The organism is Haloplanus sp. XH21, assembly GCF_023276355.1.
Taxonomy (GTDB): domain Archaea; phylum Halobacteriota; class Halobacteria; order Halobacteriales; family Haloferacaceae; genus Haloplanus; species Haloplanus halobius.
In genome coordinates this window covers 503,631-529,509 of record NZ_JALLPL010000001.1, presented here as the reverse complement: position 1 = coordinate 529,509, position 25,879 = coordinate 503,631, and the positions used below count along the sequence as shown (strand labels likewise).

The 25,879-nt window shown below is 66.9% G+C and carries 26 protein-coding genes; 13 read left to right on the top strand and 13 right to left on the bottom strand.

All coding sequences use genetic code 11. The features are described 5' to 3' along the window. Positions 1-21: 21 nt before the first annotated feature. The 3 genes from MXB53_RS02810 to MXB53_RS02800 are packed head-to-tail and all read right to left on the bottom strand — an operon-like array spanning position 22 to position 6,207. A complete protein-coding gene (locus MXB53_RS02810) occupies positions 22-306 on the bottom strand; it encodes a DUF7854 family protein (protein ID WP_248895692.1) in 285 nt (94 codons plus the stop codon). Next, the gene (locus tag MXB53_RS02805; RefSeq protein WP_248895691.1) at positions 306-5,567 is read right to left on the bottom strand and encodes an LAGLIDADG family homing endonuclease; all 5,262 of its coding nucleotides are present in this window, start codon (positions 5,565-5,567) and stop codon (positions 306-308) included. Before MXB53_RS02805 ends, MXB53_RS02810 begins: the two co-directional genes overlap by 1 nt. Before the next feature lie 37 nt (positions 5,568-5,604). Next, entirely contained in the window at positions 5,605-6,207 is a 603-nt protein-coding gene (locus MXB53_RS02800) for a conditioned medium-induced protein 4 (protein ID WP_248895690.1), read from the bottom strand. Positions 6,208-6,313: 106 nt separating this feature from the next. Between MXB53_RS02800 and MXB53_RS02795 the strand changes: the two genes are divergently transcribed. The 4 genes from MXB53_RS02795 to MXB53_RS02780 are packed head-to-tail and all read left to right on the top strand — an operon-like array spanning position 6,314 to position 8,821. After that, positions 6,314-6,898 carry a biotin transporter BioY gene (locus MXB53_RS02795; RefSeq protein ID WP_248895689.1) on the top strand — a complete coding sequence of 195 codons (585 nt, stop codon included), beginning with the start codon at positions 6,314-6,316 and terminating at the stop codon, positions 6,896-6,898. After that, on the top strand, positions 6,895-7,593 hold the full coding sequence (locus MXB53_RS02790) for an energy-coupling factor ABC transporter ATP-binding protein (RefSeq protein WP_248895688.1): 699 nt from the start codon (positions 6,895-6,897) through the stop codon (positions 7,591-7,593). The genes MXB53_RS02795 and MXB53_RS02790 overlap by 4 nt, the downstream gene beginning before the upstream one ends. Further along, positions 7,590-8,294 (top strand): energy-coupling factor transporter transmembrane component T family protein, encoded by a 705-nt coding sequence (locus tag MXB53_RS02785; RefSeq protein ID WP_248895687.1) that lies wholly within the window; start codon positions 7,590-7,592, stop codon positions 8,292-8,294. Before MXB53_RS02790 ends, MXB53_RS02785 begins: the two co-directional genes overlap by 4 nt. A 29-nt stretch (positions 8,295-8,323) precedes the next feature. Next, positions 8,324-8,821: a cupin domain-containing protein gene (locus MXB53_RS02780; protein WP_248895686.1), complete on the top strand. Its 498-nt coding sequence runs from the start codon at positions 8,324-8,326 to the stop codon at positions 8,819-8,821. On the opposite strand, the gene MXB53_RS02775 is transcribed toward MXB53_RS02780, so the two are convergent. Together MXB53_RS02775 and MXB53_RS02770 are read right to left on the bottom strand one after the other, a co-directional pair. Next, the gene (locus tag MXB53_RS02775) at positions 8,822-9,094 is read right to left on the bottom strand and encodes a DUF7853 family protein (protein WP_248895685.1); all 273 of its coding nucleotides are present in this window, start codon (positions 9,092-9,094) and stop codon (positions 8,822-8,824) included. A gap of 75 nt (positions 9,095-9,169) precedes the next feature. After that, on the bottom strand, positions 9,170-9,517 hold the full coding sequence (locus tag MXB53_RS02770; protein ID WP_248895684.1) for a hypothetical protein: 348 nt from the start codon (positions 9,515-9,517) through the stop codon (positions 9,170-9,172). 86 nt (positions 9,518-9,603) lie between these two features. Between MXB53_RS02770 and MXB53_RS02765 the strand changes: the two genes are divergently transcribed. Further along, positions 9,604-10,719 (top strand): tRNA (guanine(26)-N(2))-dimethyltransferase, encoded by a 1,116-nt coding sequence (locus MXB53_RS02765; RefSeq protein WP_248895683.1) that lies wholly within the window; start codon positions 9,604-9,606, stop codon positions 10,717-10,719. Between the two features lie 136 nt (positions 10,720-10,855). Then, positions 10,856-12,484 carry a potassium channel family protein gene (locus tag MXB53_RS02760; RefSeq protein WP_248895682.1) on the top strand — a complete coding sequence of 543 codons (1,629 nt, stop codon included), beginning with the start codon at positions 10,856-10,858 and terminating at the stop codon, positions 12,482-12,484. Positions 12,485-12,493: 9 nt separating this feature from the next. Here MXB53_RS02760 and MXB53_RS02755 read toward each other — a convergent pair whose 3' ends face one another. The 3 genes from MXB53_RS02755 to MXB53_RS02745 form a co-directional block, all read right to left on the bottom strand. Further along, the gene (locus MXB53_RS02755) at positions 12,494-12,913 is read right to left on the bottom strand and encodes a CBS domain-containing protein (RefSeq protein WP_248895681.1); all 420 of its coding nucleotides are present in this window, start codon (positions 12,911-12,913) and stop codon (positions 12,494-12,496) included. A gap of 54 nt (positions 12,914-12,967) precedes the next feature. After that, on the bottom strand, positions 12,968-13,180 hold the full coding sequence (locus MXB53_RS02750; RefSeq protein ID WP_248895680.1) for a DUF8015 family protein: 213 nt from the start codon (positions 13,178-13,180) through the stop codon (positions 12,968-12,970). Positions 13,181-13,310: 130 nt separating this feature from the next. Then, positions 13,311-13,997 carry a class I SAM-dependent methyltransferase gene (locus MXB53_RS02745; protein ID WP_248895679.1) on the bottom strand — a complete coding sequence of 229 codons (687 nt, stop codon included), beginning with the start codon at positions 13,995-13,997 and terminating at the stop codon, positions 13,311-13,313. Positions 13,998-14,073: 76 nt separating this feature from the next. Here MXB53_RS02745 and MXB53_RS02740 point away from each other — a divergent pair, with 76 nt between their 5' ends. Then, positions 14,074-15,336, top strand: coding sequence for a YihY/virulence factor BrkB family protein (locus tag MXB53_RS02740; protein ID WP_248895678.1), 1,263 nt, complete (start codon positions 14,074-14,076; stop codon positions 15,334-15,336). Between the two features lie 27 nt (positions 15,337-15,363). Continuing rightward, positions 15,364-16,260 (top strand): phosphatase PAP2 family protein, encoded by an 897-nt coding sequence (locus tag MXB53_RS02735; protein ID WP_248895677.1) that lies wholly within the window; start codon positions 15,364-15,366, stop codon positions 16,258-16,260. A 10-nt stretch (positions 16,261-16,270) separates the two neighbouring features. Here MXB53_RS02735 and glnA read toward each other — a convergent pair whose 3' ends face one another. Beyond that, complete coding sequence (gene glnA, locus MXB53_RS02730; protein WP_248895676.1) at positions 16,271-17,644, bottom strand: type I glutamate--ammonia ligase; 1,374 nt, start codon at positions 17,642-17,644, stop codon at positions 16,271-16,273. Between the two features lie 126 nt (positions 17,645-17,770). Between glnA and lrp the strand changes: the two genes are divergently transcribed. Continuing rightward, positions 17,771-18,232, top strand: coding sequence for an HTH-type transcriptional regulator Lrp (gene lrp / locus MXB53_RS02725; protein ID WP_248895675.1), 462 nt, complete (start codon positions 17,771-17,773; stop codon positions 18,230-18,232). 42 nt (positions 18,233-18,274) lie between these two features. Here lrp and MXB53_RS02720 read toward each other — a convergent pair whose 3' ends face one another. Next, complete coding sequence (locus MXB53_RS02720; protein WP_248895674.1) at positions 18,275-19,570, bottom strand: L-lactate MFS transporter; 1,296 nt, start codon at positions 19,568-19,570, stop codon at positions 18,275-18,277. Positions 19,571-19,684: 114 nt separating this feature from the next. Between MXB53_RS02720 and MXB53_RS02715 the strand changes: the two genes are divergently transcribed. Continuing rightward, positions 19,685-19,852: a hypothetical protein gene (locus tag MXB53_RS02715; RefSeq protein WP_248895673.1), complete on the top strand. Its 168-nt coding sequence runs from the start codon at positions 19,685-19,687 to the stop codon at positions 19,850-19,852. Between the two features lie 184 nt (positions 19,853-20,036). Here MXB53_RS02715 and MXB53_RS02710 read toward each other — a convergent pair whose 3' ends face one another. After that, entirely contained in the window at positions 20,037-21,122 is a 1,086-nt protein-coding gene (locus tag MXB53_RS02710; protein WP_248895672.1) for an aminopeptidase, read from the bottom strand. 105 nt (positions 21,123-21,227) lie between these two features. Then, positions 21,228-22,169 (bottom strand): cation diffusion facilitator family transporter, encoded by a 942-nt coding sequence (locus MXB53_RS02705; RefSeq protein ID WP_248895671.1) that lies wholly within the window; start codon positions 22,167-22,169, stop codon positions 21,228-21,230. 81 nt (positions 22,170-22,250) lie between these two features. Between MXB53_RS02705 and MXB53_RS02700 the strand changes: the two genes are divergently transcribed. The 3 genes from MXB53_RS02700 to MXB53_RS02690 all read left to right on the top strand — a co-directional run bounded on the left by MXB53_RS02700 (position 22,251) and on the right by MXB53_RS02690 (position 24,372). Next, positions 22,251-22,808: a metallophosphoesterase gene (locus MXB53_RS02700; RefSeq protein WP_248895670.1), complete on the top strand. Its 558-nt coding sequence runs from the start codon at positions 22,251-22,253 to the stop codon at positions 22,806-22,808. 153 nt (positions 22,809-22,961) lie between these two features. Continuing rightward, positions 22,962-23,123: a DUF7859 family protein gene (locus tag MXB53_RS02695; RefSeq protein WP_248895669.1), complete on the top strand. Its 162-nt coding sequence runs from the start codon at positions 22,962-22,964 to the stop codon at positions 23,121-23,123. A gap of 79 nt (positions 23,124-23,202) precedes the next feature. Continuing rightward, positions 23,203-24,372, top strand: a complete 1,170-nt coding sequence (locus tag MXB53_RS02690) for an inorganic phosphate transporter (RefSeq protein ID WP_248895668.1) — start codon at positions 23,203-23,205, stop codon at positions 24,370-24,372. Between the two features lie 27 nt (positions 24,373-24,399). Here MXB53_RS02690 and MXB53_RS02685 read toward each other — a convergent pair whose 3' ends face one another. Then, entirely contained in the window at positions 24,400-25,776 is a 1,377-nt protein-coding gene (locus MXB53_RS02685) for a hemolysin family protein (RefSeq protein WP_248895667.1), read from the bottom strand. Positions 25,777-25,879 lie beyond the last annotated feature (103 nt).

Genomic DNA, 25,879 nt, shown 5'->3' with positions numbered 1-25,879 from the left:
GGTGGACTGCGCGTCGGTGAACTACGATAGCCGTTCGACTTCGACCGCGTCCCTGTCTGCCGCCTCGGCGTGAGACAGGACGCGTTCCCGCGCTTCCGTCCGCGAGGATGCGACCACCACGACACCGTCCACCGCCTCGGGACCGCGCCCCGCGTACGCCACGAGTCCCGTCTCCTCGTCGAACTCCGTGGCATAGGTTCGGAGCGTCGCTAGAACCCGCTCTTCGGTTGCTGCGAGGTCGGTCTCTCCCTCCTCGAACGCACGGAGTGCCTGCTCGACGTTTCTGAGTGCGGAAATTCGGTCCATCACACCACCTTGTACTGATCCGTCGTCGGACTGTACACGTCGCCTTTCCGGCGCAACTGCTCGATCTGATCCATCACTTTCTCCTCTTCGATGCCTTCGGCGGCCGCCCGGTCGATGATCGCGTCGATGGGGGCGCCGGCCTCGCCCTCGTACTCCGCGTCGACCGTCTCGATGACGTCCTTGATGCTCTTGATACGGTCGCGCTGACTCTTCGAGGTACCTGTCTCGATGACGTCGGCGTCGAACTCGCCGGTCTCGGGGTCGACTCCGATGTCCTGCAGACACGAGCGGACGATTTCGATGACGCGCTCGGCGTCCGACTGTTCGACCGTATCGGAGAGGCGGACGCGGGCGCTCGCCTCCGCGAGACGCACCAGGGCTTCGAGTTTTCGGGCGGTAACGGGGACTGGCGCGTCCTCGTCGGCGCCTTTTGCGCGCAGGTCGACGTAGAAATCGCGGATGGCCGCCTTCGCCTCGTCGGTCATCGTCGGGAAACAGGAGCGTTTGGCGTAGGCGATGTACTTCCGCAGGAGTTCGGGATCGATGGCGGGTTCGACCGTGTCGGTCACCGATTCGACCTCCGCCTCGCTGTACTCGGGGTTGGACACCTCCGTCCGCTGGGTGTTCAACTCGCCCGCGTAGTTCGTGCGCAGAATGTGTTCGGCCAGCGCGGCGTCCTCCTCCGGATCGGGCTGGTCTGTGACGGTGAAGATGAGGTCGAACCGCGAGACGAGCGCGGGTTCGAGGTCGATCTGCTCGCCGATGGGTTCGTACTGGTCGAACCGGCCGTATTTCGGGTTGGCAGCGCCGAGCAGCGAACACCGGGATTTGAGGGTGGCGTTGATGCCCGCTTTGGAGATGCTGATCTCCTGTTGTTCGAGCGCCTGGTGCATGGCGGAGCGATCTTCCGAGCGCATCTTATCAAGTTCGTCGACAGCGGCGATGCCCTGGTCCGCGAGCACGAGCGCCCCGGCTTCGAGGCTCCACTGTTGGCCCTCGCCGAAGTCGTCGCGAACTGCGGCGGCCGTGTTGTGCGTCACGATACCGTTGCCGACGAAGTTGTTCGTCTCGGGGACGGTGAGATCGAACAGCTCCTTCTTGCCGGTGTCGGTCGCCGTGACGACTTTGTCCCACACCAGGTCCGCCTCGGCTGCCTCGCGGACGACCGGTGCGATGTCACCGAGATCACGGTCCGCGAGCATCGCCCGGGCGCGCTCTCGACTGGGATTGTCGCCACGGTGGAAATTCTGATAATACGTCCCGGCCGGTCCTGCCGCGGCTGCGAGCGCCCCGGAGACGGGGAGTCGCTCGCCCCGCCGTTCGGCGCCGCCCACGACCGTTTCCAGTGCGGCCGTCTTCGCTTCCGACCGGAAGCCGACCCGCTCCGCGAACGTGTCGATGTCCTTGCCATAGATGGCCAGATGCGTCTGGATCGCCTTCGACTCGATTTCGTGTCCCGTCTCCAGTTCGTACGTCCCACGGCGGTCACGTTCACGCCGTCGTGCCCGGATGCCGTACGTTTCGAGCAGCAACTGTACCTGCTGGCCCAGCGCGTCGCTGATGGTCGAAAACTGGATACTGGAACCGCCATCATCGCGTGCGGAGACCGAACCATCCGCGTCGAACAGGCCGCGGAGGAACGCGTCGGCGTGCTCGGCAGTCGTCAGCCTCGGATCGAGTCGCAGATCGTCTTTCGGACTCTCCATCCCGAGATTCTGGAAAAAGCGGGCGATGGTGGCGCTGTGAATCCGGATGCAGGGCACGCGGTCAGGTTGGCGTTCGATGTCGACGGACTTGTCGAACGTCTCGTCGACGATTCGCGCGGCGTCTCGCAGCAGCTCCTCGTTCGAGTTGGAGATGCGGACGTGGCCGCGATTCCCGCCACGGCGAGACACCATGATGTCCCCGTCGCCGAAGACGAGACCGACGAGATACATGAGGTCCGCGTCGAACGTATCCGGGATCGTGACGCTGTTCCCGTGTCCGAGCATCGCGCGTTCGATGTCGATGTCCATTCGGTCTGCGCCGACGGCATCCAGAACGTGGTCGAGGCGGTCCTGTGGCAGGTGACGGTTGGACAGCGAGTCGTAGATGAAGTCTTCCGGCAGATCGAGCGCGGCGGCGGCATCGCGGAGCGTCCCGAACTCCTCCCGAAGCCGATTGCGGAGGAACTCGACCGACTCGGCCGTCGGTTTCAGTTTCTCCTCGGTGAATTCGAAGAAGGGGCGCGTCGACAGCGTGGACCGCTCGACATCGTCGTATTTCGGCACGGCGACGAACTCGCCTGCGTCCACGTCGGCCATCTCACGCCACTCGATGCCCTCGTCGCCACAGACCAGTACGGGCGTGTTGACCGACGTTTCCAGTTCCTTCCCGTGTGCCGTCTCGATCCGCCGACACGGCTTTTCCGGCATCCGCCAGACGTGTGAACTCTGTCGGCGGGTCATCGCCCCGTCCTCGCGGCCGAACGTGTATAGCTCGTGGCTGGCCGGAGCGGCGGTTTCCTCGTCGACTGGGGAGGGGTGATGCGGCGTGGCTAGTTCGCGAATCGGCTTGAACCCGTCAGCCGTGTGAATCAGCGTATCGCCCGTCACACAGAGGCCAGCCGAGGACGACCCCTTCCCCGACGTGTAGATGGATCGCGGCGCAATATTTCGGATGTACGAGAGCAACTGCGAGTTGTGCGAGACGACGCCGTTCGCCAAGTACGTGTGGGTGTCCGCGACTTCGAGGTCGTACACCCAGTCATCGTCGGGTTCGACGGCCTCGATCGATTCGATGCGATCCCAGACGATATCGTTCGTACAGGACGCTTCGAGTGAATCTACAGCCTCCGAAACGGACAGCGCATCGTCGATACGTTTGAGGATCGCATCTCGTGCATCGGCGGTACGGCCGCCGTCGGGAGCGACTGCGTTCCGTTCGTAGTAGCTCACGGCCGTCTGCTCAACGCCCATACGGTCTGCAAGTTCTCGCTGGGATACGTTCAGTTCTTGCCGGATCGCCTCGATGTCCTCCCAACTGCCGTTTTCCAGCTGAGCCCTCTGAAGCCACGTGAGACGGGTTCGGAATGCGTCGACGACTGTCTTGAGGCTCTGCCTGCTCGGATTACGGTCGCCGCGCTCGTAATGTTGGTCGGTCGTTCGTGGGATCCCACAGTCGAACTGTGTGAGCTGAAGTTGTTTCCGGATCTGACGAAGGTCATCACCGATTTCCGGAACAATATCTACGTTCGTATTGCTCGAAACGTCATCGTACGACCGGGATGCCTCCGTCTTCCGGTCCGTGACGAATCCAATACTTCGAACGTACGTTTCGAACGCCTCGCCGGAGATACGGAGGCGGTAACTTCCGTTGGCCCGTGGCGCAATGCTCGATTGGACACCGCAAGCCAGCAAGAGCGATTGAGCACCTTCCAGTAGTTCGCGACTCATCGATGCGACCGTAATCTCTCGTTGCGTTTCGGAGACATGGCCCTCCGCATCGACGTATGCGCGAAGGAACTCTTGTTTCGTCTCCTTCGTCGCGGTGAACAGCGCGTCTGGGACCCGTTGCGCTGCCGAATTACGAAGGATCGCTGGCTCGAGGTGTTCGAGGAAGCTGATGAACTCGCTGGCAGTACAGCGAACGTCACTGGTCGACCCACCGTTTCGAGAATCGTCGATGGTGTATGTCAGTCCGAGTTCTTCGTAGGCCTGAGAGGCGTCGGATAGGATCTCGTCGTCTTGATTCGTGATACGAACATCTGCCGTGTTGTCGTCACGGCTGATCACGTGCCCTTCGGCGACGATGTAGCCGACGAGACGCGCGAGACGGGGTGTCCACTGCTCCGGACAGTCGAGTCTGACAGTGTTGGGCGACTTTGACTGCCGATAATCAACATCGAGAGTATCATCTCCTTCTTCGCCGAGCCTTCGCGGCGTGGCAATACGCTCGCCAACGTCTAGTGTCTCTGCTCTGGTGGCGGTGAGCCGCCCGCCATCCTGTGTAAACAGGGGATGAGACGGTGTAACGTCAAGTTCCCGTCCGCTCGCCGTCCGAATGCGATACAGTTGTGCAGGTGCCTCCCGTTTCCACACTCTCGTCGCCTGTCGTGTCGTGAGCTGGCCTTCTGCGGTGACGGACTGAAGATCGATCTCGGCGTCGTCGTAGACGCCATCGTCGACTGGCGTCGGATCGTCGAGATTGCGTTCGACGAGTTCCCGGATCGGCCGTTCACGCCCGTCAGCGAGCGTCACGCGTGTGTCCCCATCGACGCACTTCCCGGTACCCGGATCCCCGATCAAAAGCATATGCAGGTCGCCACGAATCCGGGTGCCGTCCGGGAGTTCCTTGGTCACGCCCGAGAACAGCTGGAGGATCATGGCGAGTTTCTCCTCGTCGTAGCCGTAGATGGAGGGCGCGAGGGAGGCGACCATCTCGTCGTAGAGGTCGGGGTGGTTCGAGAGTTCGATGATCTCTCGCTTGTCCGTCTCGCTGATCTCCATCTCCTCGAACTGTTCGTCCTCGATCTCGACGCTGACGCCGTCCATATAGAGGTCGAACAGCTGGGACTTCTCGTTGCCCTCGGTCACCTGGTCGATGTGGAGGACGCCGGTGACGGTGACGTGGTCGCCGGCGGTCACCTCGCCCGTGATGTCGTCCTCGATGTCGATGTCGATGCTCTGGGGGGTCTCGCCGCCGCGGAGGCCCTCGGGCGACTCCTGGACACGGATCTTCTGGGAGTCGACGAACTCGGACTGGTCGTAGTTGACGCGGAAGGGTCCCTGCCGCTCACAGCCCTGGCATTCGTGGGGTTCCTGGAACCCGCCGTCGGTCTGTGGGATGTAGGTCATCGTGCCACAGCGCTGGCACTCGAAGGCCGCCTCGGTGATCTTGGGGCGGACGTCCGTCGCCTTGCGGATGATGCCCGAGACGGCGATGAGGCGGCCGACGTGGTTGTCGTGGACGCGGATCGATCGGATGTCCACGGTGTCGGGGAGGTTCCGCAGGCGGACGTGGGCCTGGCCGAGCGACACGTCCGCGGGCAGGTCGTAGACGCGAAGCGCCTCTTCGGCGTACTCGGTGAGCTGGTCCGGCTGAGAGAGGTAGTCCTCCGCGAGATCCGGATCGAACTGGTAGAGGTCGTCGTAGTCGACGTGGAGGGACCGCTGTTCGTTGGGGTAACGCTGGGCGAGCCGGCTGATCTCGTCGCGGTAGTAGTTCCGATAGAACCGGCCGAACCGGTCGATCAACTCCTGGTTTTGCGACGACTGCGCCATTATCCTCCCGTCGTTCCTACTCGCCTAAGAGTCTTCGCTAGAAGGAGACATCGGTCTCGATGTCCTCGGTCGCTTCCTGCAGGCCGTCCTTGCGGGAGTCGCTGGCGAGGTGGTCGGAGAGATCCGCGTCGGTCAGCAGTTCGGCGAAGGCGTCGCGGAAGCGGTCGTTGGCGCGGGTGGCCGTACGTTCCGCGTCGACGACCCGTCGGAGCGCGGCGACCGTCTCGGTGTCGAGCCCGTGTTCGTCGGCGATGGTCGCGTCGTCCGCGCCGTCGACGACGGCCGCGCGGACGGCGTCGTAGTCGGGGTGGTCGCGGTCGCTCTCGCGGACGAGATGGAGGTCCAACCGTGCCCGCTCGACGCGGTCCTCGTCGATGCCGAGGGCGGCCGCGAGCGCCGCGTCCGACGCGTCGTTATAGAAGCCACGGATGAGACGAGCGTACGCGTCGGCGGAGAGGTCGGTGTCGAACGCGTACTGCTCGCGCATGGGGTCGAGCAGGTCGTGCAGACGGGCCGCCTCCTCGTCCGCTTTCTCGTCGTCGACGAGCGAGCCGGGCGTTTCGGCCTGGCGTTCCGTGACCGACTCTTCGCCCGTCGCGTCGAGGAAGATGTCGCGTAGCTCCTCGGTTTTTTCGTCCATACTGACATGTACGAACGCCGCTCGGACGAAAAAACCCTCCGCTAAACCGACCGTATATCTTTCGTCAACCAGTAGCTACTAAGTGGTTTACGAGAGAGTCACCGCTATGACGACGGCAACGGACTCGGTCGAACTCGTCGGCGACGAGGTGACGGGCAACGTCGCCCGCGCGGTGCTGTTCGCGGCGGCGACCAGCGCCACGGCACCGGTCGACGTGGTGCATCCGCTCGCGCCGAACGTGCCGATCACGCTCCAGACGCTCTGGGTGTATCTCGCGGGAATCGTCCTCGGTCCGCTCTGGGCGGGCGTCGCGTTCACCCTCTATCTGCTCGCCGGGGTGGTTGGGCTCCCCGTATTCGCCGGCGGGAACGCTGGTCTCGGCGTCCTCCTCGGTCCGACCGGCGGCTTTCTGATCGGCTTCCCGCTCGCCGCGATGACCATCGGCGCCGTCACCCACGGCCCAGACGGGTTGACGCCGCTCGGCGACGTTCCGCTGGCGCGTCTCGTCGCGGCACTCGTCGCGGGCACGGCCGTCATCTACGCCGCCGGCGCGGTCGGCTACGCGCTGGTGCAGGCCATCGGCCTCGTTGCCGCCGTCTCGGCGGTCGTCCTCCCCTTCCTGCCGGTGGCGACGCTGAAAGTCGCGGCGACCGTCGCCATCGTCCGCAGCGACGCCATCGTCGCCCGATGACGATCACCGTCGAGGACTACACCGCCCGCTACGGCAAGGTCGTCGCGGTCGACGACGTGTCGCTCACCCTCGACGACGGCGAGTTTCTGTGTCTCGCCGGCCCCAACGGCTCCGGAAAGACCACGCTCGTCCGCGGGTTCAACGGCCTGCTGTCGCCCGACTCGGGCGAGGTGCGGGTGAACGGTCGCCAGGTCGAGGACGACCTGGTCGCCGCCCGCACCAGCGTCGGCATGGTGTTTCAGGAGCCGCGCGACGGCTTCGTCGCCGCGACGGTCGGGGCGGACGTGGCCTTCGGCCCGTCGAATCTCGGCCTCGATCACGCGGAGATCGACCGCCGCGTCGCCGACGCGCTCGACGCCGTCCGGATGGCCGGCCGCGAAGACGAGCGCATCGATCAGCTCTCGGGTGGCGAGCGCGAACGCGTCGCCATCGCGGGCGCGCTGGCGATGGACCCCGACCATCTCGTCCTCGACGAACCGTTCACGGGCCTGGACTGGCGCGCCCGGCAGTCGGTGCTCGACCGCCTCGCCGACCTGCAGGCGGCAGGCGTGAGCGTCGTCGTTGTCACCCACGACCTGCGGGACGTGGCCGCGCTGGCCGATCGGACGGTCGTGCTCTCGGACGGGCAGATTGCGCTCGATACCGCTGACCCCGCGCCGGCGGATCTGGAACCGCTCGGCGTCCGCCCGCCATGATCACGTACGTCGCGGGCGAGACGCCCGTCCACCGCCTCGATCCGCGGACGAAACTGTTCGTCCAGGCGGCCGTCGCCATCGCGGCCTTCGCCCGCACCACGCCGCGCGGGCTGCTCGTCCTCTCGGGGTTCGTCGTCGGCGTCTGCTGGCTGGCGGCGACGCCCATCCTGGCGAGTCTCCGCACCTATCGGGCCTTCCTCCCCTTTCTGGTCGCCGGTCCGCTCGTCGAGGCCGCGACGCTCGGCGCGCCGTGGGTCGTCCCCGCCGACGCCGTCACGCCCGCGCTGGCGAGCTATCGGGTGCTCCTCCTGTTGCTCGTCTCGACGGTCTACATCCGCACCACCCGCGTCCGTGAGTCGCGGGCCGCTATCCAGCGTCTCGTTCCGGGCCGCCCCGGCGTCGTCCTCGGCGCCGGCGTCGGGTTCGTCCTCCGCTTTCTCCCCTTGCTCCGCGACGACCTCTCGACGATCCGGGGGGCGATACACGCCCGTCTCGGCGCCGAGCGCTCGCTGTTCGAGCGGATTCGCCTCATCGGGGTGACCGGACTCCGGCGCGTGTTCGCCCGTGCCGACGGCTTCGCGCTCGCGCTCCAGGCCCGCTGTTTCGCGTGGAACCCCACGCTCCCCCGCCTCGATCCGACGTGGCGGGACGTGCCCGCCGTCGGCGTCGGTCTCGCGTTGCTTGCGTGGGCCGTGCTCTGATACCCTGCCCCGTCCGACTTATGAGGCCGATGGCCGAACGCCCGGCCATGCGCGTCAACGACGCCGACCTCGACTGGACGACGGTCGACCGCGGCGAGACGGGGTTCCGCCGCAAGAAACTCGCCGCCGCGGCGGGCGGGGAGCGACTCGGCTGTTCGCTGTACGAACTTCCGCCGGGGAAGCAATCCTGGCCCTTTCACTACCACACCGGTAACGAGGAGGCCATCTACGTCCTCAGTGGGACGGGGCAACTCCGGACCGCCGACGGCACCGACCCGCTCCGCGGCGGCGACTACGCGGTCTTCCCCACCGGCGAGGACGGAGGCCACCGCGTCATCAACGACGGCGACGACCCGTTGCGGTATCTCGCGGTGTCGACGATGCGCGACCCCGACGTGACGGTGTATCCGGACTCCGGAAAAATCGGCGTCTACGCGGGGTCGCCGCCCGGAAGCGACGCCGACCGGACGGTGTCGGGCTACTTCCGCCGCGACGACGACGTGGACTACTGGACCGACGAGCCGTGATCACAGCGTCGCCAGCGCGGTCTGTGCCGGCTCCCGGTCGCGCGCCGGCGGATCGACCAGATACGCGGTGCGGGCCTCGCGGGCCAGGCCGCGGTCGGCCGCATCGAGCGACGCGCACGCCTCACCGCGTTCGAGCACGTCCATCGCGTGGTCGGGCGACCCGCCCGCCGCGACGGTGCGTTCGACGTGGTCGAGCAGGGCGTCGTGGAGGACCCACGCCTGGTCGTGGGAGAGGTCGACGCCGTCGGGGCCGTGACAGGTGGTTGGGGACACGGTCAGTCACGTCGTTCGTCGGTCGACTGGATCTACCTTGGACCTCCGTCTTTTGGGCACGCGTCACACGCCCAATCACAGGAACTCGCGGACCTCGGAGTACCACATGTCGTGGTGATCCACCGCGCCGACGCGCTCGGCCACCTCGACGGCGAGGGCGTGCCAGCACCGCTGGGCCGGGTCGGAGGTGTCGAGGTTGTATTCGGCGTCCTTGCAGGTACAGCCACCGTCCTCGACGATGTACTCGTCGTCGTGGCCGACGACGACGGTGAAGTCGCGGTACTGCTTGATCCGTTCCTCGGAGACGGCTTCGATGGCGCGCTGGCCGCGGTCGCCGTGGACCGAGAGGATGGCGTCGACGATCGCCGGGGATAGCTCTCCCGCCGTCGAGAGCGCCGCCCGCCAGTCCTCGACCTCGCTCACGACGAAAATCGTCGGGCCTCGGCGACTAAACAGATTCGGTCGGTGTGAACCGAGGTGCTTTTCGGCGCGCCCCCGCCAGTTCCTCCATGCGCGTCACCGAGGCCGGGGTGGAGTTCGAGGTACCCGACGCCCGCGACGGCGCGAGTCAGGGCCGCGGCGAGGGGGTTTTCTACAACCCGACACAGGAACTGAACCGCGATGTCACCGTCGCCGTCCTGCGGGCGTACGCCGAGCGCGAATCGCGTGCCGACTCGTATCTCGACGCGATGACCGCGAGTGGGGTGCGCGCCCTCCGCGCCGCCAACGAGGGGTGGGACGTGACTGCCGCCGACACCGACCCCGACGCCGTTTCGCTCGCCCGCGAGAACTTCGCGCGCAACGATCTCGCCGGCGAGGTGGTCGAGCGCAACGCCAACGCGCTCATGCACGAGTCCGTCTTCGACGTGATCGACCTCGACCCCTTCGGCACGCCGATTCCGTTCGCCGACGCAGCCTTCGTCGGCGCGCGCGACCTGGTCTGTGTCACCGCGACCGACACCGCACCGCTCTGTGGCGCCCACTTCGAGAGCGGCGTCCGGTCCTACAGCGCGGTCCCCCGCAACACCGACTACCACCCCGAGATGGGCCTGCGCATCCTCCTCTCGGCGCTGGTGCGCACCGCCGCCCGCTACGACACTGCCGCCCGTCCCATCTGCTCGCACGTCTCCCGCCACTACGCCCGCACGTATCTCGAACTCGACGCCCGCGCGACCCAGGCCGACGCCTGTATCGACGAACTCGGCCACGTCTACCACTGCGAGGACTGCCTCACCCGCGACCAGGAGTACGGCCTCATCGCCCACCCGCCCGAGGACTGCCCGGCCTGCGGGAGCAATCGCTTCGTCACCGCCGGCCCCCTGTGGCTCGGCGCCATCCGCGACCGTGCCTTCGTCGCCGACGTCCGCGCCGCGCTCGACCCCGAGATGGGTGAGGCGACGCGCGCCGACCGAACGCTGCGCACCCTCGAAGCGGAACTCGACCGCCCGACCCACTACGACCAGCACCGCCTCTGTAAGGAGTGGGGGCGCTCGGCGCCCGCGATGGACGAGTTCCTCGATGACCTCCGGGCGGCGGGGTTCGAGGCCTCCCGCGCCCACTACAGCGGAACGTCGTTCAAGACCGACGCCGATGTCGAGGAGATCCGCGTCGCGACCGCTGATTGATACGGATTAGTGTAACTGTTTACCGGTGGTTCGCTGCACCGTCCCAGCGAACCACCGGCACTGACTTCCAATAAACCGTATGAGTGCGCTGGAATCGGCCGAAAGTATACCTCCCGGCGCCCGGAACATCGGGTCGATGCCGCGGGACACTCGACGGATCGTCTACTACCTCGGCGCCGTCGCGGCGACGACGGTGCTGTTTACGCTCCTGTACAATCTCGGCATGGCGACCCTCGAACACCGGCCACAGCCGATCTATCAGTCGCTCGAAGTCGTCGTCCAGACGTTCACGACCACGGGATACGGGGAGGACGCGCCCTGGCAGACGCCCCAGATGAACGTCCTGATGATCGTGATGCAACTGGCCGGCATCGGCCTCATCCTGACCGCCGTCGACGTGTTCGCGGTCCCGTGGATTCGGAACGCGCTCTCGGTCGATCCGCCCGTCGAGCGCCGTGATGTCACGGATCACGTCGTCATCTGTGGCCACTCGCCCCGTAGCGAGTCCTTCATCGAGGAACTCGACGCCCGCGATGTCGACTACGTCCTCGTCGAGGCCGATCACGACACCGCGATCGACCTGCACGACGCCGGCTACGATGTCATCCACGGCAACCCGGAGTCGGCCACGGTGCTCGACCGCGCGGGCATCGGCTCGGCGACGGCGGTCGTCGCCGACGTGGCCGACGACACCAACGCCAGCATCGTGCTCGCGGCCCGCGACGCCGCCCCCGACATCCACGTCGTGACACTCGTCGAGGACGCAACTTCGGAGCCGTACCACCGTGCGGCGGGCGCCGACGACGTCCTCTCGCCCCGCCAGTTGCTCGGGGAGAGCCTCACGCGGCGGGTGGCGACCGCCGTCTCCGCCGCCGTCCAGGAGGGCGTCACGCTCGGAGAGGCGTTCGAACTGGTGGAGCTGTCGGTTCAGGAGGGCAGTCGTCTCGACCGGCGATCCTACGGCAGCGCTCGGATCGACGAGCGGTTCGGCGTCAACGTCGTCGGCATCCGGACCGACGGCGAGTTCGAACTGTCGCCGTCCCCGGGGACCCGTCTCGAACCGGGGACGACGCTCCTCGTCGCCGGCGCGCCCGAGCGACTACAGGATCTGCAGGAGGCCGCTGGGTCGCGGATTCGATCGCTCGCGCCACAGGACGTCGTCATCGCGGGCTACGGCCAGGCCGGCTCGGCCGCCCACGAGACGCTCCAGGAGACGAACTCGCGGGTCACCGTCCTCGACATCGAGGAGAAAGCCGGCGTGGATGTCGTTGGCGACGCCCGAGATCCGGCTGTCCTGCGCGACGCGGGGATCGAGGACGCGTCGGTGTTGCTCCTGACGCTCGCCGACGACACCGTCGCCATCTTCACGACGCTGATCGCTCGCGAACTGAACCCGGAACTGGAGATACTCGTCCGGGCAAACGAACGGGAGGACACCGAGAAACTGTCCCAGGCGGGTGCGGACTACGTGCAGTCGCTGGCGACCGTCAGCGGGCGGATGATGGCCTCGACCGTCTTCGGCGACGAGGAGGTGCTCGCGTACGACACCCGGATTCAGATTATGAAACAGTCGACGGACGCGTTCGACGGGGACGCGATCACCGCCGCCGACATCCGCGAGACAGGCTGTACCGTCATCGCGGTCGTCAGCGACGGCGAGACGGTCACCGACTTCGACGCCGATCGGTCCTTCGCCGACGCCGACGCTGTGATCGTCGCGGGCGAGGACGACGACATCACGGCGCTCGAAGAGCGGTTCGGGTGAGACGGTCGATCAGTACGGTGGACGCTGGGCGCGAATGATCTCCGCCATCCGTCCCTGTTCGTCCGCGAGGAGTTCCGTCAGGTCGTCGGCCGTGATGATTCCGACCAGGTCGTCGCCGTCGCAGACGGGCAGTCGCCGCACGCCGTGGTCGCTCATGAGCTCCGTCGCGCGGTAGAACCCCGCCTGCTTGTCGATGGTGTGCGGATCGTCGGTCATCACGTCCGCGGCCGTCAGTTCGCTCGGATCGACCGACTCCGCGAGGACCCGAAGCGTGAGATCCCGATCGGTGACGATGCCCACCGGTTCGTCCCCGTCCGTGATCACGACACTTCCCACGTCCCGGGACCGCATCGTCGACGCGAGCGCCGAAATCGATTCGCCGGGTGGCGCCGTCACCACGTCGCTGCGCGCGAGGTCGTCGACTGGCATGGCCCCCCGTTCGGTGGCCACCGACGAGAAAGGTGTGCCTAACCGCGCCCGGTCTCACCAGCGCAGGACGAGATAGCACAGGACCGCGATCTGCCACCCGACGCCGACGGCCGTCGTGCGAGTGGCCGACCCCGGGTCCGGCGGGTTGCGAAACACCGCTTGCCAGAACAGCAGCGTCGCGAGCGTCGCCCCGCCCAGCAGGCTGTGGTGGAAATCGAGCGTCGGATGCTGGCCGCCGCCGACCCCGACGAGGAGCGCGAGAAACATCCCCCGAGGACCCGATCGTACTGGTCCATATGACGTTGGTAGGGGTGAGCGCCGAAAAATGGCGATGCTAACTCCCGATCACTCGATATCGACGAAGCGCTGAGAAACACGTTTTCGGGGATTCTCGGCGCTAGTCGTCTCCCACGACACCGACCGTGAGCAGCGTTCCGAACTCGCGGTACCGTTCCACCATCGCCTCGCGAGACTCCCAGCCGTCGGTCGGGAACGCCTCGGCGGGCGGGATCTCCACCTCACGGTCCGGGATGAAGTCCTGTTCGGCGACGAACAGCCCCGCCTCGCGGAACGCCTGCCGGTACTCGTCGGCGCTCCAGAGCGTCATCGAGATGTCGATGTCCGCCTGCCACTGGTGGGAATGGACGTTCTCCTCGTAGTAGTTGACGGCGCAGTAGACGGTGCCGCCGGGCCGGAGCACCCGGCGCAGTTCGGCGAGCGTCTCGGTCGGATCCGGCGCGTAGTAGAGCGCTTCCATCGAGAAGACGTGGTCCATGCTGTCGTCTGGGAAGGGGAGGTGATCGAAGTCCGCCCGCAGATACCCGATGTTCGGGTCGTCCGTGTACGAGCGGGCGTTGGCAACCATCTCGGGGGCGCGGTCGACGCCGTAGCCGCGGGCGACGGACGCCGTGTCCCGCAGCGCGCGCAGGGCGTAGCCCGACCCCGTGCCCAGATCCAGGACGGTGTCGCCCGCCTCGACCGGCATCCGGGCGAGGGCGTGTTTCGCCGTGTGCCAGTGGCGCTCTTCCATGCCTCGGTCGCGTCCCTCGCGGGCCCACTGATCGAACTCGTCGCGGACGCTCATACCCGCCGTACGTCGACGGGGCGAATAAGCCTGGCTCTCCGTGGCCTTTTGAGGGCGCCGGTCCAACTACCCGGTCGTGTCCGCTCGACTCCAGGGATGGCTCGCCGTCGCCCGGTCCGTCGCGCGCGAGGTACGGGCGCGGGATGTCACCTTGCTGGCCGCCAGCATCGCCTACTACGCCTTCGTCTCGCTCCTGCCCTCGCTCGTGTTGACGATGGTCGTCGCGACGGCCGTCGGCGGGCCGGCGCTCCGCACCGCACTCCTCGCGTTCGCGAGCCAGTCTCTCCTCCCCGTCGGCGAGGGACTCGTCGGAACGGCCCTCGAAAACACGACCGGCCAGGGTGGCGTCACCCTCGTCGGCCTCGCCATCCTGCTCTGGGGGACGCTCAAACTCTTCCGCGGCGTCGACACCGCGTTCGCCCGCATCTACGGCGCGCCGTCACGGGGGTTGCTCGGCAGTCTCCGCGTGGGCGCGACGGTTCTCGTGGCCGTCGGCGTCGGCGCCGTGTCCGGCCTCGCGCTCGTGGGCGCCTTCGCGCTCCTTCGGTCGCCACTGATCGCGGGCGTCGCGCCCGTCGTCTTCGCCGGCGTCCTCGTTATCGTCCTCTTCCCCGTGTACTATCTGACGCCGTCGGCGTCGCTCGCGCCGCGTGAGGCGCTCCCTGGCGCGGTCCTCGCGGGGGTCGGCTGGACGCTCCTCGGGACCGCCTTCGCCGTCTACGCCGCCGCGGCCACGACCAGCGGCCAGTTCGCGCTCTACGGCGTCCTCGGCGCGGTCCTGTTGCTCGTGACGTGGTTCTATCTCGCGGGACTGGTCTTGCTCGTGGGCGCGACGCTCAACGCCGTCCTCGCGGAGCGACACGTCAGCCAGGACCGGCAGGTACAACAGCCATCGGGACGAGACCACGTCACGACGGGAATGACCGGAGACGATACGCGACAGGGGGACGCCGAACCCTCGCCGGCGCCGGACATCGAGGACCTCGACGAACGGATCGACGCCGTCCGTGCCGACCTCGACGCCTTCGAATCCGACATCGAGGAGCGGACGGTCGACCGGCCGGAACTCGAAGCGGAGTTGAAGCGGTACGTCCGCCAGCGAATGCGGCGCGGACACGCCAGAGGCTGGGGACCGTATCTCGTGCTCCTCTACGGGACGGTCATGACGCTCGGCGCCTTCTACCTCCTCAACGACGACCTGCTCGCCATCGTCGCGATGCTCGTTATCTTCCTCTCGACGCTGGGGCTCTACACGCTCTTCGTGCTCGTCGGTGCCGGCCTCTCGCTGCTCGACATCCCCGGGCGCGCCCTCGGTGCGATGCGGCGCTTCCGGCGTTGACCGGTACGACTTGCAGCCGGTGGGCTAATGTCGCTGCTCGCGCACGTTCGAGACATGTCACGCGCCGACCCCTCGCTCGCCGCCGACCGCGGCATCGGTGAGACGGCGATTGCGGAGACGGCGCCCGACGCCGTCGTCGACCTGTTCGCGCTCGTCACGCGCCTCGGCGACCCCGTGACGCTCTTGCTCGTCGTCGTCGGTGGGTATCTGCTGGCCGATCAGCTCGATGTCCCTCCTGCGCGGATGGCGACCGCCCTCGCGCTCGCCCTCGGCGCGTTCGCGCTGACGCTCGCGCTCAAACACGCCTTCGTCCTTCCGCGCCCGCCCGGCGCCGCCGCCGACGGCTACGGCTTCCCCAGCGGGCACGCCCTCGGTGCGACCGTCGTCTACGGCGGCCTCGCCGCGCTCCTCGCTAGCCGTCGGGGCCGCGTCGCCGCCGCCGCGCTGATCGCGCTCGTCGCCTGTTCCCGGGTCGTCATCGGCGTCCACTACCTCGTCGACGTGGTCGCCGGCACCGGCGTCGGCATCGCCTACCTCGCGGCGACACTCCACGCTGGCGCCGGCTGGCGCCCCGACGACATCACCGCCGCCGACGCCCGGCGCGCGTTCGCCATCGCCGTCGGCGTCAGCCTCGTCGCGTTGAGCGTCGCCGTCGTCCGGGATACCGTCGTCGCCAGCGCCGCTGCCGTCGGCGGGTTACTCGGCTGGCAGTTCGCCGCCGACCGCATCGGTGATGGACTCCCCTCCTCTCGACGGCGATTCGCCGCGGCGCTGGTGGTCCTGCCCGGTGTCGCGCTCGTCGTCGGCGTCGTCCTCGAGGGTGGCGTCTCCCTGCCGGTGGCGGCGCTGCTGGCGGGCGGTATCGTCGCGCTCCTGCTCGCGCTCCCGGGACTGTCGGCGTCAGTGTCGGCGAAAAACGTGTGAGGGCGCGGCGTTAGAACTTCTCGAGGTAGCGGTCGACTTCCCAGTCGGAGACCTCGACGATGTACTCGCCGAACTCCTGGGACTTGGCCTCGACGAACTTCTCGGTAACGTGGTCGCCGAGCGCGTCCTGGATGACCTCGTCCTCTTCGAGGGCGTCGACGGCCTCACCGAGGTTGGACGGCAGCGTCGTGATGCCGTACTCCTCGCGTTTCTCTTCGTCGAACTCGTAGATGTTCTCGCGGACCGGGTCGGGGCAGTCGAGGCCGCGCTCGATGCCGTCGAGACCCGCGTGGATCATGGCCGCGAAGGCGAGGTAAGGGTTACACGACGGGTCCGGCGACCGGAGTTCGATTCGCGAGGCGGCCGGCGTGCGCGCGGCCGGCTTGCGGATGAGCGCCGAGCGGTTGCGGTCGGACCAGGCGACGTAGACCGGCGCCTCGTAGCCCGGAACCAGCCGCTTGTAGCTGTTCACGGTCGGGTCGGCGACGGCCGTGATGGCGGGCGCGTGGTCGAGGATGCCCGCGAGGAACTGCTTGGCCGTGCCGCTCAGGTTGAACTCGTCGTCGCCGTCGTGGAAGGCGTTCTTGCCGTCCTCGGTGAACAGCGACATGTGGGTGTGCATCCCCGAGCCGTTGATGCGCGCGATGGGCTTGGGCATGAACGTCGCGTGGAGGTCGTGTTCCGCCGCGATGGCGCGAACGACCGCGCGGAAGGTGGCGACGTTGTCGGCCGTCGACAGGGCGTCGTCGTACGTGAAGTTGATCTCGTGTTGACCCTGAGCCACCTCGTGGTGCGAGGCTTCGATGTCGAAGCCCATGCTCTCCAGGCCGTAGATGATGTCACGGCGGACGTCGCTGGCGAGGTCCTTCGGCGCGAGGTCGAAGTAGCCGCCAGCGTCGTTGGTCGTCGTCGTCGCCCGGCCGTCCTCGTCTTCCTCGAACAGGAAGAACTCCGGCTCGGGCGCCATGTTGACGTTGTAGCCCATCTCGTTCGCGCGATCGATGGCGTTTTTGAGGACGCCACGCGGGTCGCCCGAGAACGGCTCGCCGGTCGACGTGTTGATCACGTCACAGATGAGGCGCGCGGTCGCCCCTTCCTCGGCGTCTCGCCACGGGAGGACGGCGAACGTCGACGGGTCGGGATCGAGGCGCATGTCGGACTCCTGGATGCGGACGAAGCCGTCGATCGAGGAACCGTCGAAGTAGATACCCTCCTCGAACGCCTTCTCCGCTTGGCTCGCCGGAACGGAGACGTTCTTCACGGTGCCGAGGATGTCGGTGAACTGAAGTCGGAGGAAGTCCACGTTCTCCTCATCGATTTCGTCTAACACGTCCTGTTCTTCCGCCGTCAAACCGCCGTCAGTGACCGCATTTTCGTCCGTCATGTTCTGGACAGCGTTAATCTATACTCCTAGTATTAAGCCCTTTTTGTTGTCTGCAAATTACTCGGCGCTTCGATTGGAATTGGATATTCGTAAACTTCTATACCCCCCGGTACGTGCGTAACTGCCATGACGTACGAAAATCTCGACGCCAAGCTCATCAACGCACTACTCGGCGACGGCCGTGCGAGCCTGCGGAGCCTGGCCGAAGAACTCGACGTCTCGGTTACGACCGTCTCGAACCACCTGCGAGACCTGGAAGACGAGGGCGTGATCGAGGGGTACACGCCACGCGTGAACTACGACGCCCTCGGCTACGACGTCACCGCCATCCTGCAGTTGAAGGTGGAGGGAAGCGCGCTGCCCGATGTCACCGAACGGCTCCAGAACCAGAAACAGATGGTGAGCGTCTACGAGGTCACCGGCGACTACGACGTGATTGCCATCGGCAAGTTCCTCAACACCGACGGCATGAACGAGCAGATCAAGACCCTGCTCACCGACGCCGACATCCGCGAATCCAACACCAGCGTCGTCCTCAACGCCGCCGTCGAGAACAAGCAGTTCGACCTCGACGTCGACGACGAGTAACCGGGATCGCGGACGGCACGATACGATCCCGCTCCGCGGGGGCTACTCCCATCGGGTCGCCTCGTGTGGCGTCCCCTGGAGCTGTGCCTGTCGAACGACGGTGACGCGCCAGCGGAGCAGCCCCACGCAGACGAGCCCCACACCCAGCGCGCCGGCGACGACGTAGAACGCGAGCTCGTACGACCCCGTCAGCTCCACGATGCGCGCGACGAGCGTCGGGCCAGCGACGCCGGCCATCGACCACGCCGTGAGCGTGTAGCCGTGGATCGCCCCCAGCTCCTGCGTGCCGAACAGGTCGGCGAGATACGCCGGCAGGCAGGCGAAGCCGCCGCCGTAGCAGGTGATGATGAGAAACATCGCGCCCGCGAACAGGGGGACGGTCCGGAGGTTCGGCAACGCCAGAAAGGCGAGGATCTGCAGGGCGAAAAACACGGCGTAGGTCGCCGTCCGGCCGAGATAATCCGAGAGGCTGGACCAGACGATCCGCCCCGCACCGTTGAACACGCCGATCAGGCCAACGACGGCCGCGGCGGTCGCCGCACTCGCGCCCGTGATCGCCTGTGTCATGTTCGACGCCACCGAGAGGAGCATGATGCCCGCGGTGATGTTGAGAAAGACGATGAGCCAGACGAGGTAGAACTGCGGCGTCCGGATGGCCTCGCTCGCCGTCCGCTGTTCGAGGTCCGACGCGACGATGACGCCGTGGCTGTCGGTCTCCACGACCTCGTCTGCCGACACGCCCGCGGGCACCCACTCCTCCGGCGGCTTCTCAAGATAGCTCGCCCCCGCCGCCATCGCCACGAAGTAGCCGCTGCCGAGGACGTAGAACGTCGTCGGGATGTCCGTCGTCTCGATGAGGACGTTCGCCACGGGACCGGTCACCGGCGCCCCCGCACCGAACCCCATCACCGCAAGTCCGGTCGCCAGACCGCGCCGGTCGGGAAACCACTTCACGAGCGTCGACACGGGGCTGATGTAGCCGAGGCCGAGACCGACGCCCGCGACGACGCCGTACGTCGCCACGAAGCCGACGTAGCTCCCGACCTGCACCGCGACGCCGGCGAGGACCGTCCCGCCTGCGAACAGCACCGCCGCGCCGAGCCCCGATCGCCGCGGGCCGTATCGCTCCACGTACCGACCGAGCGCCGCCGTCGCCATCCCCAGGGTGAAGATGGCGACGGTGAACGCCAGCGACACGTCGGCGATGCTCCATCCCTGTGTCTCTTGGAGCGGCCGCTGGTAGACGCTGTAGGCGTACACCGACCCGATGGAGAGATGGAGCGACATCGCCGACGCCGCGATGAGCCATCGGTTCTTCTCTGCGTTCGGCGTGGCCATACGTCGTGTAGCGACGGGCGCCGGCAAAAAGCCTGGACCCTCCTGATGCCTCCCACCGACCGACTGCCACGGCGGTGGGCAACCGATATCCGCCTGGCGGACGAAGCGACACCCATGACGGACGACGATCCGTCGCCGAAGAACCCGCTCGCTCCGTACTCTCCGTCGGACACGCCCGACGTTCCGGGGACCGGCCGCACGTGGTTCGCCCTCCTCCTCGCCGCCATGTTGCTACTGGGGGCGGCGTACGGCGTGCTCTCGCTGCTGTTCGCCGGGTTGTAGCGAGTCGCGTCGCGCCTCGCTCAGAACCCGTCTTCGAACACGAACGTCCACATTCCACCTTTTACTCGCTCACTTCGTTCGCTCGCAAAAGCTGGACCAAAACGCTCTACGGCTTGTTCCTGTTCACCGGTGAGCCGCCGAAACAGTCCGGCGACCCACCGGTACTGACCTACAATAAACCGTCTCAGAACCCGTCTTCGAACACGAACGTCCCGTTGCGCTGGACCACGTCCCCGTCCACCTCGATGACGGAGTCCTCGGACATGTCGACGATCATGTCGACGTGTTCGGCGCTCTCGTTGCGTTCGTTCTCCTCGTCCACGGTGTCGGCGTAGGCGTTGCCCACCGCCATGTGGACCGTATCGCCCATCTTCTCGTCGAACAGCATGTTGTACGTGAACTGGTCGATAGAGCGGTTCATCCCGATGCCGAGTTCGCCGAGATAGCGCGCGCCCTCGTCGGTGTTCAGGATGCCCGTGAGCACGTCCTCGTTGCGCTCGGCGGCGTGGTCGACGACCTTTCCGTCCTCGAATTCGAGGCGTGCGCCCTCGATTTCCTTCCCTTTTCGGTACAGGGGCAGATCGAAGTGGACGCGCCCCTTCACCGACTCCTTGACGGGCGCGGTGAACACCTCGCCGCCGGGCAGGTTGTGCTCGCCGTAGTCGTTGAGCGTCGGGTTGCCCGTGACGGACATCGTCACGTCCGTCTCCTCGCCGCTTTCGATCCGCACTTCGTCGGCGCCGTCCAGAATCTCGACCATCTGGGCCTGGTGGTCGCGCTGGGCGTCCCAGTCGAGCGTGACGGCGTCCCAGACGAACTCCTGGTAGGCCTCGGTGCTCATCCCCGCGAGTTGGGCGTGGCCCGAGGAGGGGAACTGCGTGAGACACCAGCGCTTGCCCAGGCGCTCGTCGAGGACGGGGCGCATCGCCCGCCGATAGGCCGCGTTGGTGTCGGGCGTCACGTCGCTCTGTTCGGAGACGTTCGGCCCGCCGCGGGCGATGATGAACACGTCCGCCGCCTCGTAGAGCGCGAGCTGGTGGTCGGGCGTCTCGAAGGCGTCCTCGTCGCTCGCGCGGAGATACGCCCGCGTCGCCCGGTCGGAGTTGTGCAGGTACACCGGGTTCGCGCCCCGCTCACCGACGAGTTCGTGGAGCGCCACCGCCAGATCGTCGGCGACGGCCGGCATACTGATGACGACGTCATCGCCCGACTCGATGCGCGTCGAGTGGTCGACGATGGTCTCTGCGTGCGTGCGAATGCGCGGATCCATACCCGCGACTTCCGTCGCAGGCGGCAAAGCCTTTCGGCATCGGTCGGTCCCCTCGTTTCCAATCCGCGGGTCGGCGTGGCCGCCCGGCGCGCGGATCGGCGCCGTTCAGAGTTCGGGTTCGACGTAGACGAACCGCACCCGGTCGTCGTGGTCCCGGAGTTTCGCCTCGATGCGGTCGATATCGTCGTTCAGGTCGGCCGTATCGAGGTTCGCTTCGAAACTCACGTCGGCGGCGACGAGGAGTTCACCGGGACCGACGAACATCGTCCGGAACTGGTCGACGCCGGCGACACCCGGATGTTCCCGGATGATCGACTCGAAGTCGGACTCCAGCCCGTTCGGCGCGCTCTCCCCGAGCAGGAGCCGTTTGTTCTCCCAGGCCAGCGCCAGGGCGAAGCCCATGAGCATGATGCCGATCAACGCGGCGGAGACGGCGTCGTAGATGTAGTTCCCGGTGATGCGCGTCAGGACGATGCCGACCAGCGCCAGGACCGCGCCGCCGAGGGCGATGGCGTCCTCGGTGAACGCCGTCAGCGTCGTCACGTCGCTGGTCGACCGGAACGCCGTCACCAGATCCGTCCAGCCGTACTTCTCCATCTGCCGTCGGAGTTCGGCGTTGGCCTTCACGAAGGCGTACGTCTCGAACACGATGGCGCCCAGCAGGACGACGACGCTCACGTACACCGCGTCGAACGTCACGCTCGCCACGGTCACGGTGCCTGGCGCGGCCGAATGCCCGTTGACGATGGCGCCGTAGCCGTGTTTCAGGCTCTCCCAGCCGGCGATGCCGAACAGCAGGACGGAGACCAGGAAGCTGTAGAAAAACTGGGCCTTGCCGTAGCCGAACGGATGACCGCGACTCGCTTGCTTCTCGCTGTACCGGATCCCGATCAACAGGAACACCTGGTTGCCGGTGTCGGAGATGGAGTGATACGTCTCGGACAGCATCGAGGGACTCCCGGTGAGCAGAAACGCCCCGAACTTCAGGACGGCGATGGTGCCGTTCGCGACGAGTGCGGCTAGGACGACCGACTTGCTGCCTGCCATGTCCACGCCGTCGGTCGCCCCCCGATTCAACCTTCCGACCGCGGCCGCAACCGAATTGTCGCTGGCCCGCCTTCGACCGACATGCTCGTCATCTGCTCCGATACGCACGGCACCGACGGCCCGCGCCTGACCGGCCGGACGCGCACGGCCGTCGACGCGGCCGACCTCGTCGTCCACGCCGGCGACTTCACCACCGAAGCCGTCCTCGACGCCTTCCGCGACCGGACGGAGCGCCTGGTCGCCGTCCACGGCAACGCGGACACCCCGGCCGTCCAGGAACGGCTGCCGTCGGCCGCGTCGACCGCCTACGCCGACGCACCCATCGCGGTTACCCACACGGAACGCGGCGGCACGACCGCGCTCTCCCTGTTCGGCCGCCAGCGCGGCGCCGCGCTCGTCGTCTTCGGGCACACGCATCGGCCGACCGTCGTCGACGACGCGGGGCCGATGCTGCTCAATCCGGGGAGTTACGCCGATCCGCGGAGACACCGGCCGGCCCACGCCGAACTCTGGCGGGCCGCGGACGACGCGCCGCCTGACGGCGTCGAGGCGATGGACGCGGAGACGGGACTCGCGGGCGTGCTTCGGACGCCCGACGGCGACGTACTCGACCGGTTTCACGTGCCTCCGTCTGGATGACTCGTCTCGACGAAAAGTGGAGGGCCGAAGCGGGTCGGGGAGACCACGCAAATCGACGTACGGCCGGCGGGATAATATAAACACCGTAGGCTCAAACGGCCGTTTGACCGTCCCGTCGAAACGGCTTTGTGCGCGCCGGCGCACCTCCCGACCATGCATACGTCGGTCGTCGCGCTCCAGATCTCCGGGCTCCTCGAGGACCCCATCTTCCTCGTCCTGGTGGCGATCATGCTGTTGCTCGTCTTCTTCGGCTACCTGCTCGTCCGACGGACACTCCTCTCGCTCCGCGAGGGGTACGACGAGGGGTACCGATAGCCGACCCTCGTCGGCACACCGACCGCGTCCCGGGCCCGGTACCGATTAGTACCCCCCTCCCCCAGAAGGGCACGAACTGATGGTCGCTACCGGAACGCTGCTGACGTTCGTCGTCGCCGCTCTCGCGAGTCTCTTCATGGCGTGGGCCATCGGTGCTGGCTCGTCGGGATCGACGCCCTTCGCCGCCGCCGTCGGCGCCAACGCCATCTCCGTGATGCGCGCGGGCTTCATCGTCGGCCTGCTCGGCTTCGCCGGCGCCGTCCTGCAGGGCGCGAACGTCACCGAAGCGGTGGGTACGGAACTCATCGCCGGCGGTGTCTCCCTGTCGGCGACGGCCGCCATCGTCGGCCTGCTCACCGCCGCCATCCTCGTCGCTATCGGCGTCTTCACCGGCTATCCCATCGCGACCGCCTTCACCGTCACCGGGGCTATCGTCGGCGTCGGCCTCGCGCTCGGCGGCGACCCCGCGTGGGCGAAATACCGCCAGATTGCGACGCTCTGGGTGTTGACTCCCTTCGTCGGCGGCGGCGTCGCGTACGCGACGGCCCGACTCCTCCGCTCGCCGTCGGTCCCCGAGCGCTACGCCATCTCCGCCCTCGGCGGCCTCGTCGGCGCACTCGTCGCCACCATCGATTTCGCCCTTCTCGGCCCACCGGGCGAGGGTGGGTCGGTCGCCAGCACGTTCGCACCCGGCGTTCCCGGCGGGATACTCACCGTCACGCTCGGCTGTGCGCTTCTCTCGGCGGGCGTCCTGTTTCGCGGGCTCGCCACCGATCCCGAGGCGGCCCAGCGCCGCTTTCTCCTCGTCCTCGGGGGGCTGGTCGCCTTCTCGGCCGGCGGGAGTCAGGTCGGCCTCGCCATCGGCCCGCTCGTCCCTCTGCTCGATGACTTCCAGATCCCGTTGATCGCCGTGCTCGCGGGCGGTGGCTTCGGCCTCCTGCTCGGGTCGTGGACCGGTGCCCCCCGGATGATTAAAGCGCTCGCGCAGGACTACTCCTCGCTCGGCCCCCGGCGATCGATCGCGGCGCTCATCCCCTCCTTCGCTATCGCGCAGGCCGCCGTCGCCTTCGGTATCCCCGTCTCGTTCAACGAAATCGTCGTCTCAGCGATCATCGGTTCGGGGTACGCCGCCGGCGGTGGCGGGGTGAGCCGTCGGAAAATGATCTACACCGTCCTCGCGTGGGCCGGTTCGCTGCTGCTCGCGTTCGCGCTCTCGTTCGGCGTGTTCACCGCGATCGAGATGCTGTAAGGCTCGCCCCGCCGCGCGTGCCTCGTCCTACCCCTCGGCCTCGGCTTCCGTCTCCTCCGCTGGCTCCTCGCTGTCCCCGGCGTCGTGGATCGTGAGCCGAGCGCTCATGATCCGGGTGTTGTCCACCTGCTCGATGCGGATGGTGATGCCGTCGTAGTCGATCTCTTCGCCCTCCTCGACGAGGCGGCCGGCGCGGTTGAAGATGAAGCCCGCGAGCGTCTCGAACTCCTCCCCTTCCGGGAGGTCGAGATCCAGCATCTCGTTGACCTCGTCGATGTTGACCTCGCCCCGGACGATGACCTCGTCGTCGTTGACGAACTCGAACGGCTCTTCTTCGTCGCCCTCGAGGATGTCGCCGACGATCTCCTCGACCATGTCCTCCAGCGTGATGAGGCCCTCCGTGGTGCCGAACTCGTCGATGACGATGACCATCCGCATCCGGTTTTCCTGGATCTCTTCGAGCAGTTCGTCGACGTTTTTCGACTCGGGGACGTGTAGCGTCGGCTGGACCACGTCGGTCAGGTCGATGTCCCTCTCGCCGTAATGCTTCTGTCGAACCAGGTCACGGAGCGTGACGATGCCGATGATGTTGTCGAGATTGCCCTCGTAGACGGGGATGCGTTCGTGGTCGCTCTGAACGCAGGTCTCGATGGCCTCGTCGATGGCGGCGTCTTTCGGGACGGCCGTCATATCGAGACGCGGCGTCATCACCTCCTTGGCGATGGTGCGGTTGAACCGGAAGATGCGCTGGAGCATCTCCCGCTCCTCCTCCTCGATGACGCCCTCGCGCTCCCCGGTCTGGATCATGTTCTGGATCTCGTCGCGGGTGACGTAGGTCGTCTCGATGGCCGACCGGCCGCCAGTCACGCGGTTGATAACGCGGGTGAGGTAGTCGAAGACGATGACCAGCGGCATGAGCGCCAGCTCCGAATACTTGAGCGGGCGGGCGATGCGGAGCGCCCACGACTCGGTGTGTTCGACCGCGTAGGATTTGGGCGCGCTCTCGCCGAACAGCAAGACGAGGGTGGTGATGCCGAACGTCGCCGCGAGCACGGCCTGCCCCTGCGAGAGATAGAGGGCAAAGAGCCCCGTCGCAATCGAGGACATCGCGATGTTGACGATGTTGTTGCCGACGAGGATCGTGATGAGCAGGCGGTGGGGGTCGGCTTTCAGATCCTTCACGTCTTTCGCTTGCGGGACGCCCTCCTCGACCATCGAGTCGACGCGGTGGCGAGCCAGCGAAAACATCGCGATTTCGGACGACGAGAAAAACGCCGATAGTGCGATCAACACGAGTATCGCTAGCATTCCCGCGATGGTGACGGTCGTATCCGTGAGCGGCACGGAATCGGTGATCTGCGCCACGGCTCCCGCTCCGGCGGCGCTCGCTGGCGACAAACCCATGTAAGTACACGTCTTAGTTCCGGCCCTGAATTAAGCGTTGCCCTCATGGCCGCTGTATTCCCCGCAGCGAAGGGCTTAGGCCCGTGCCGTCCGTACGCCGGCC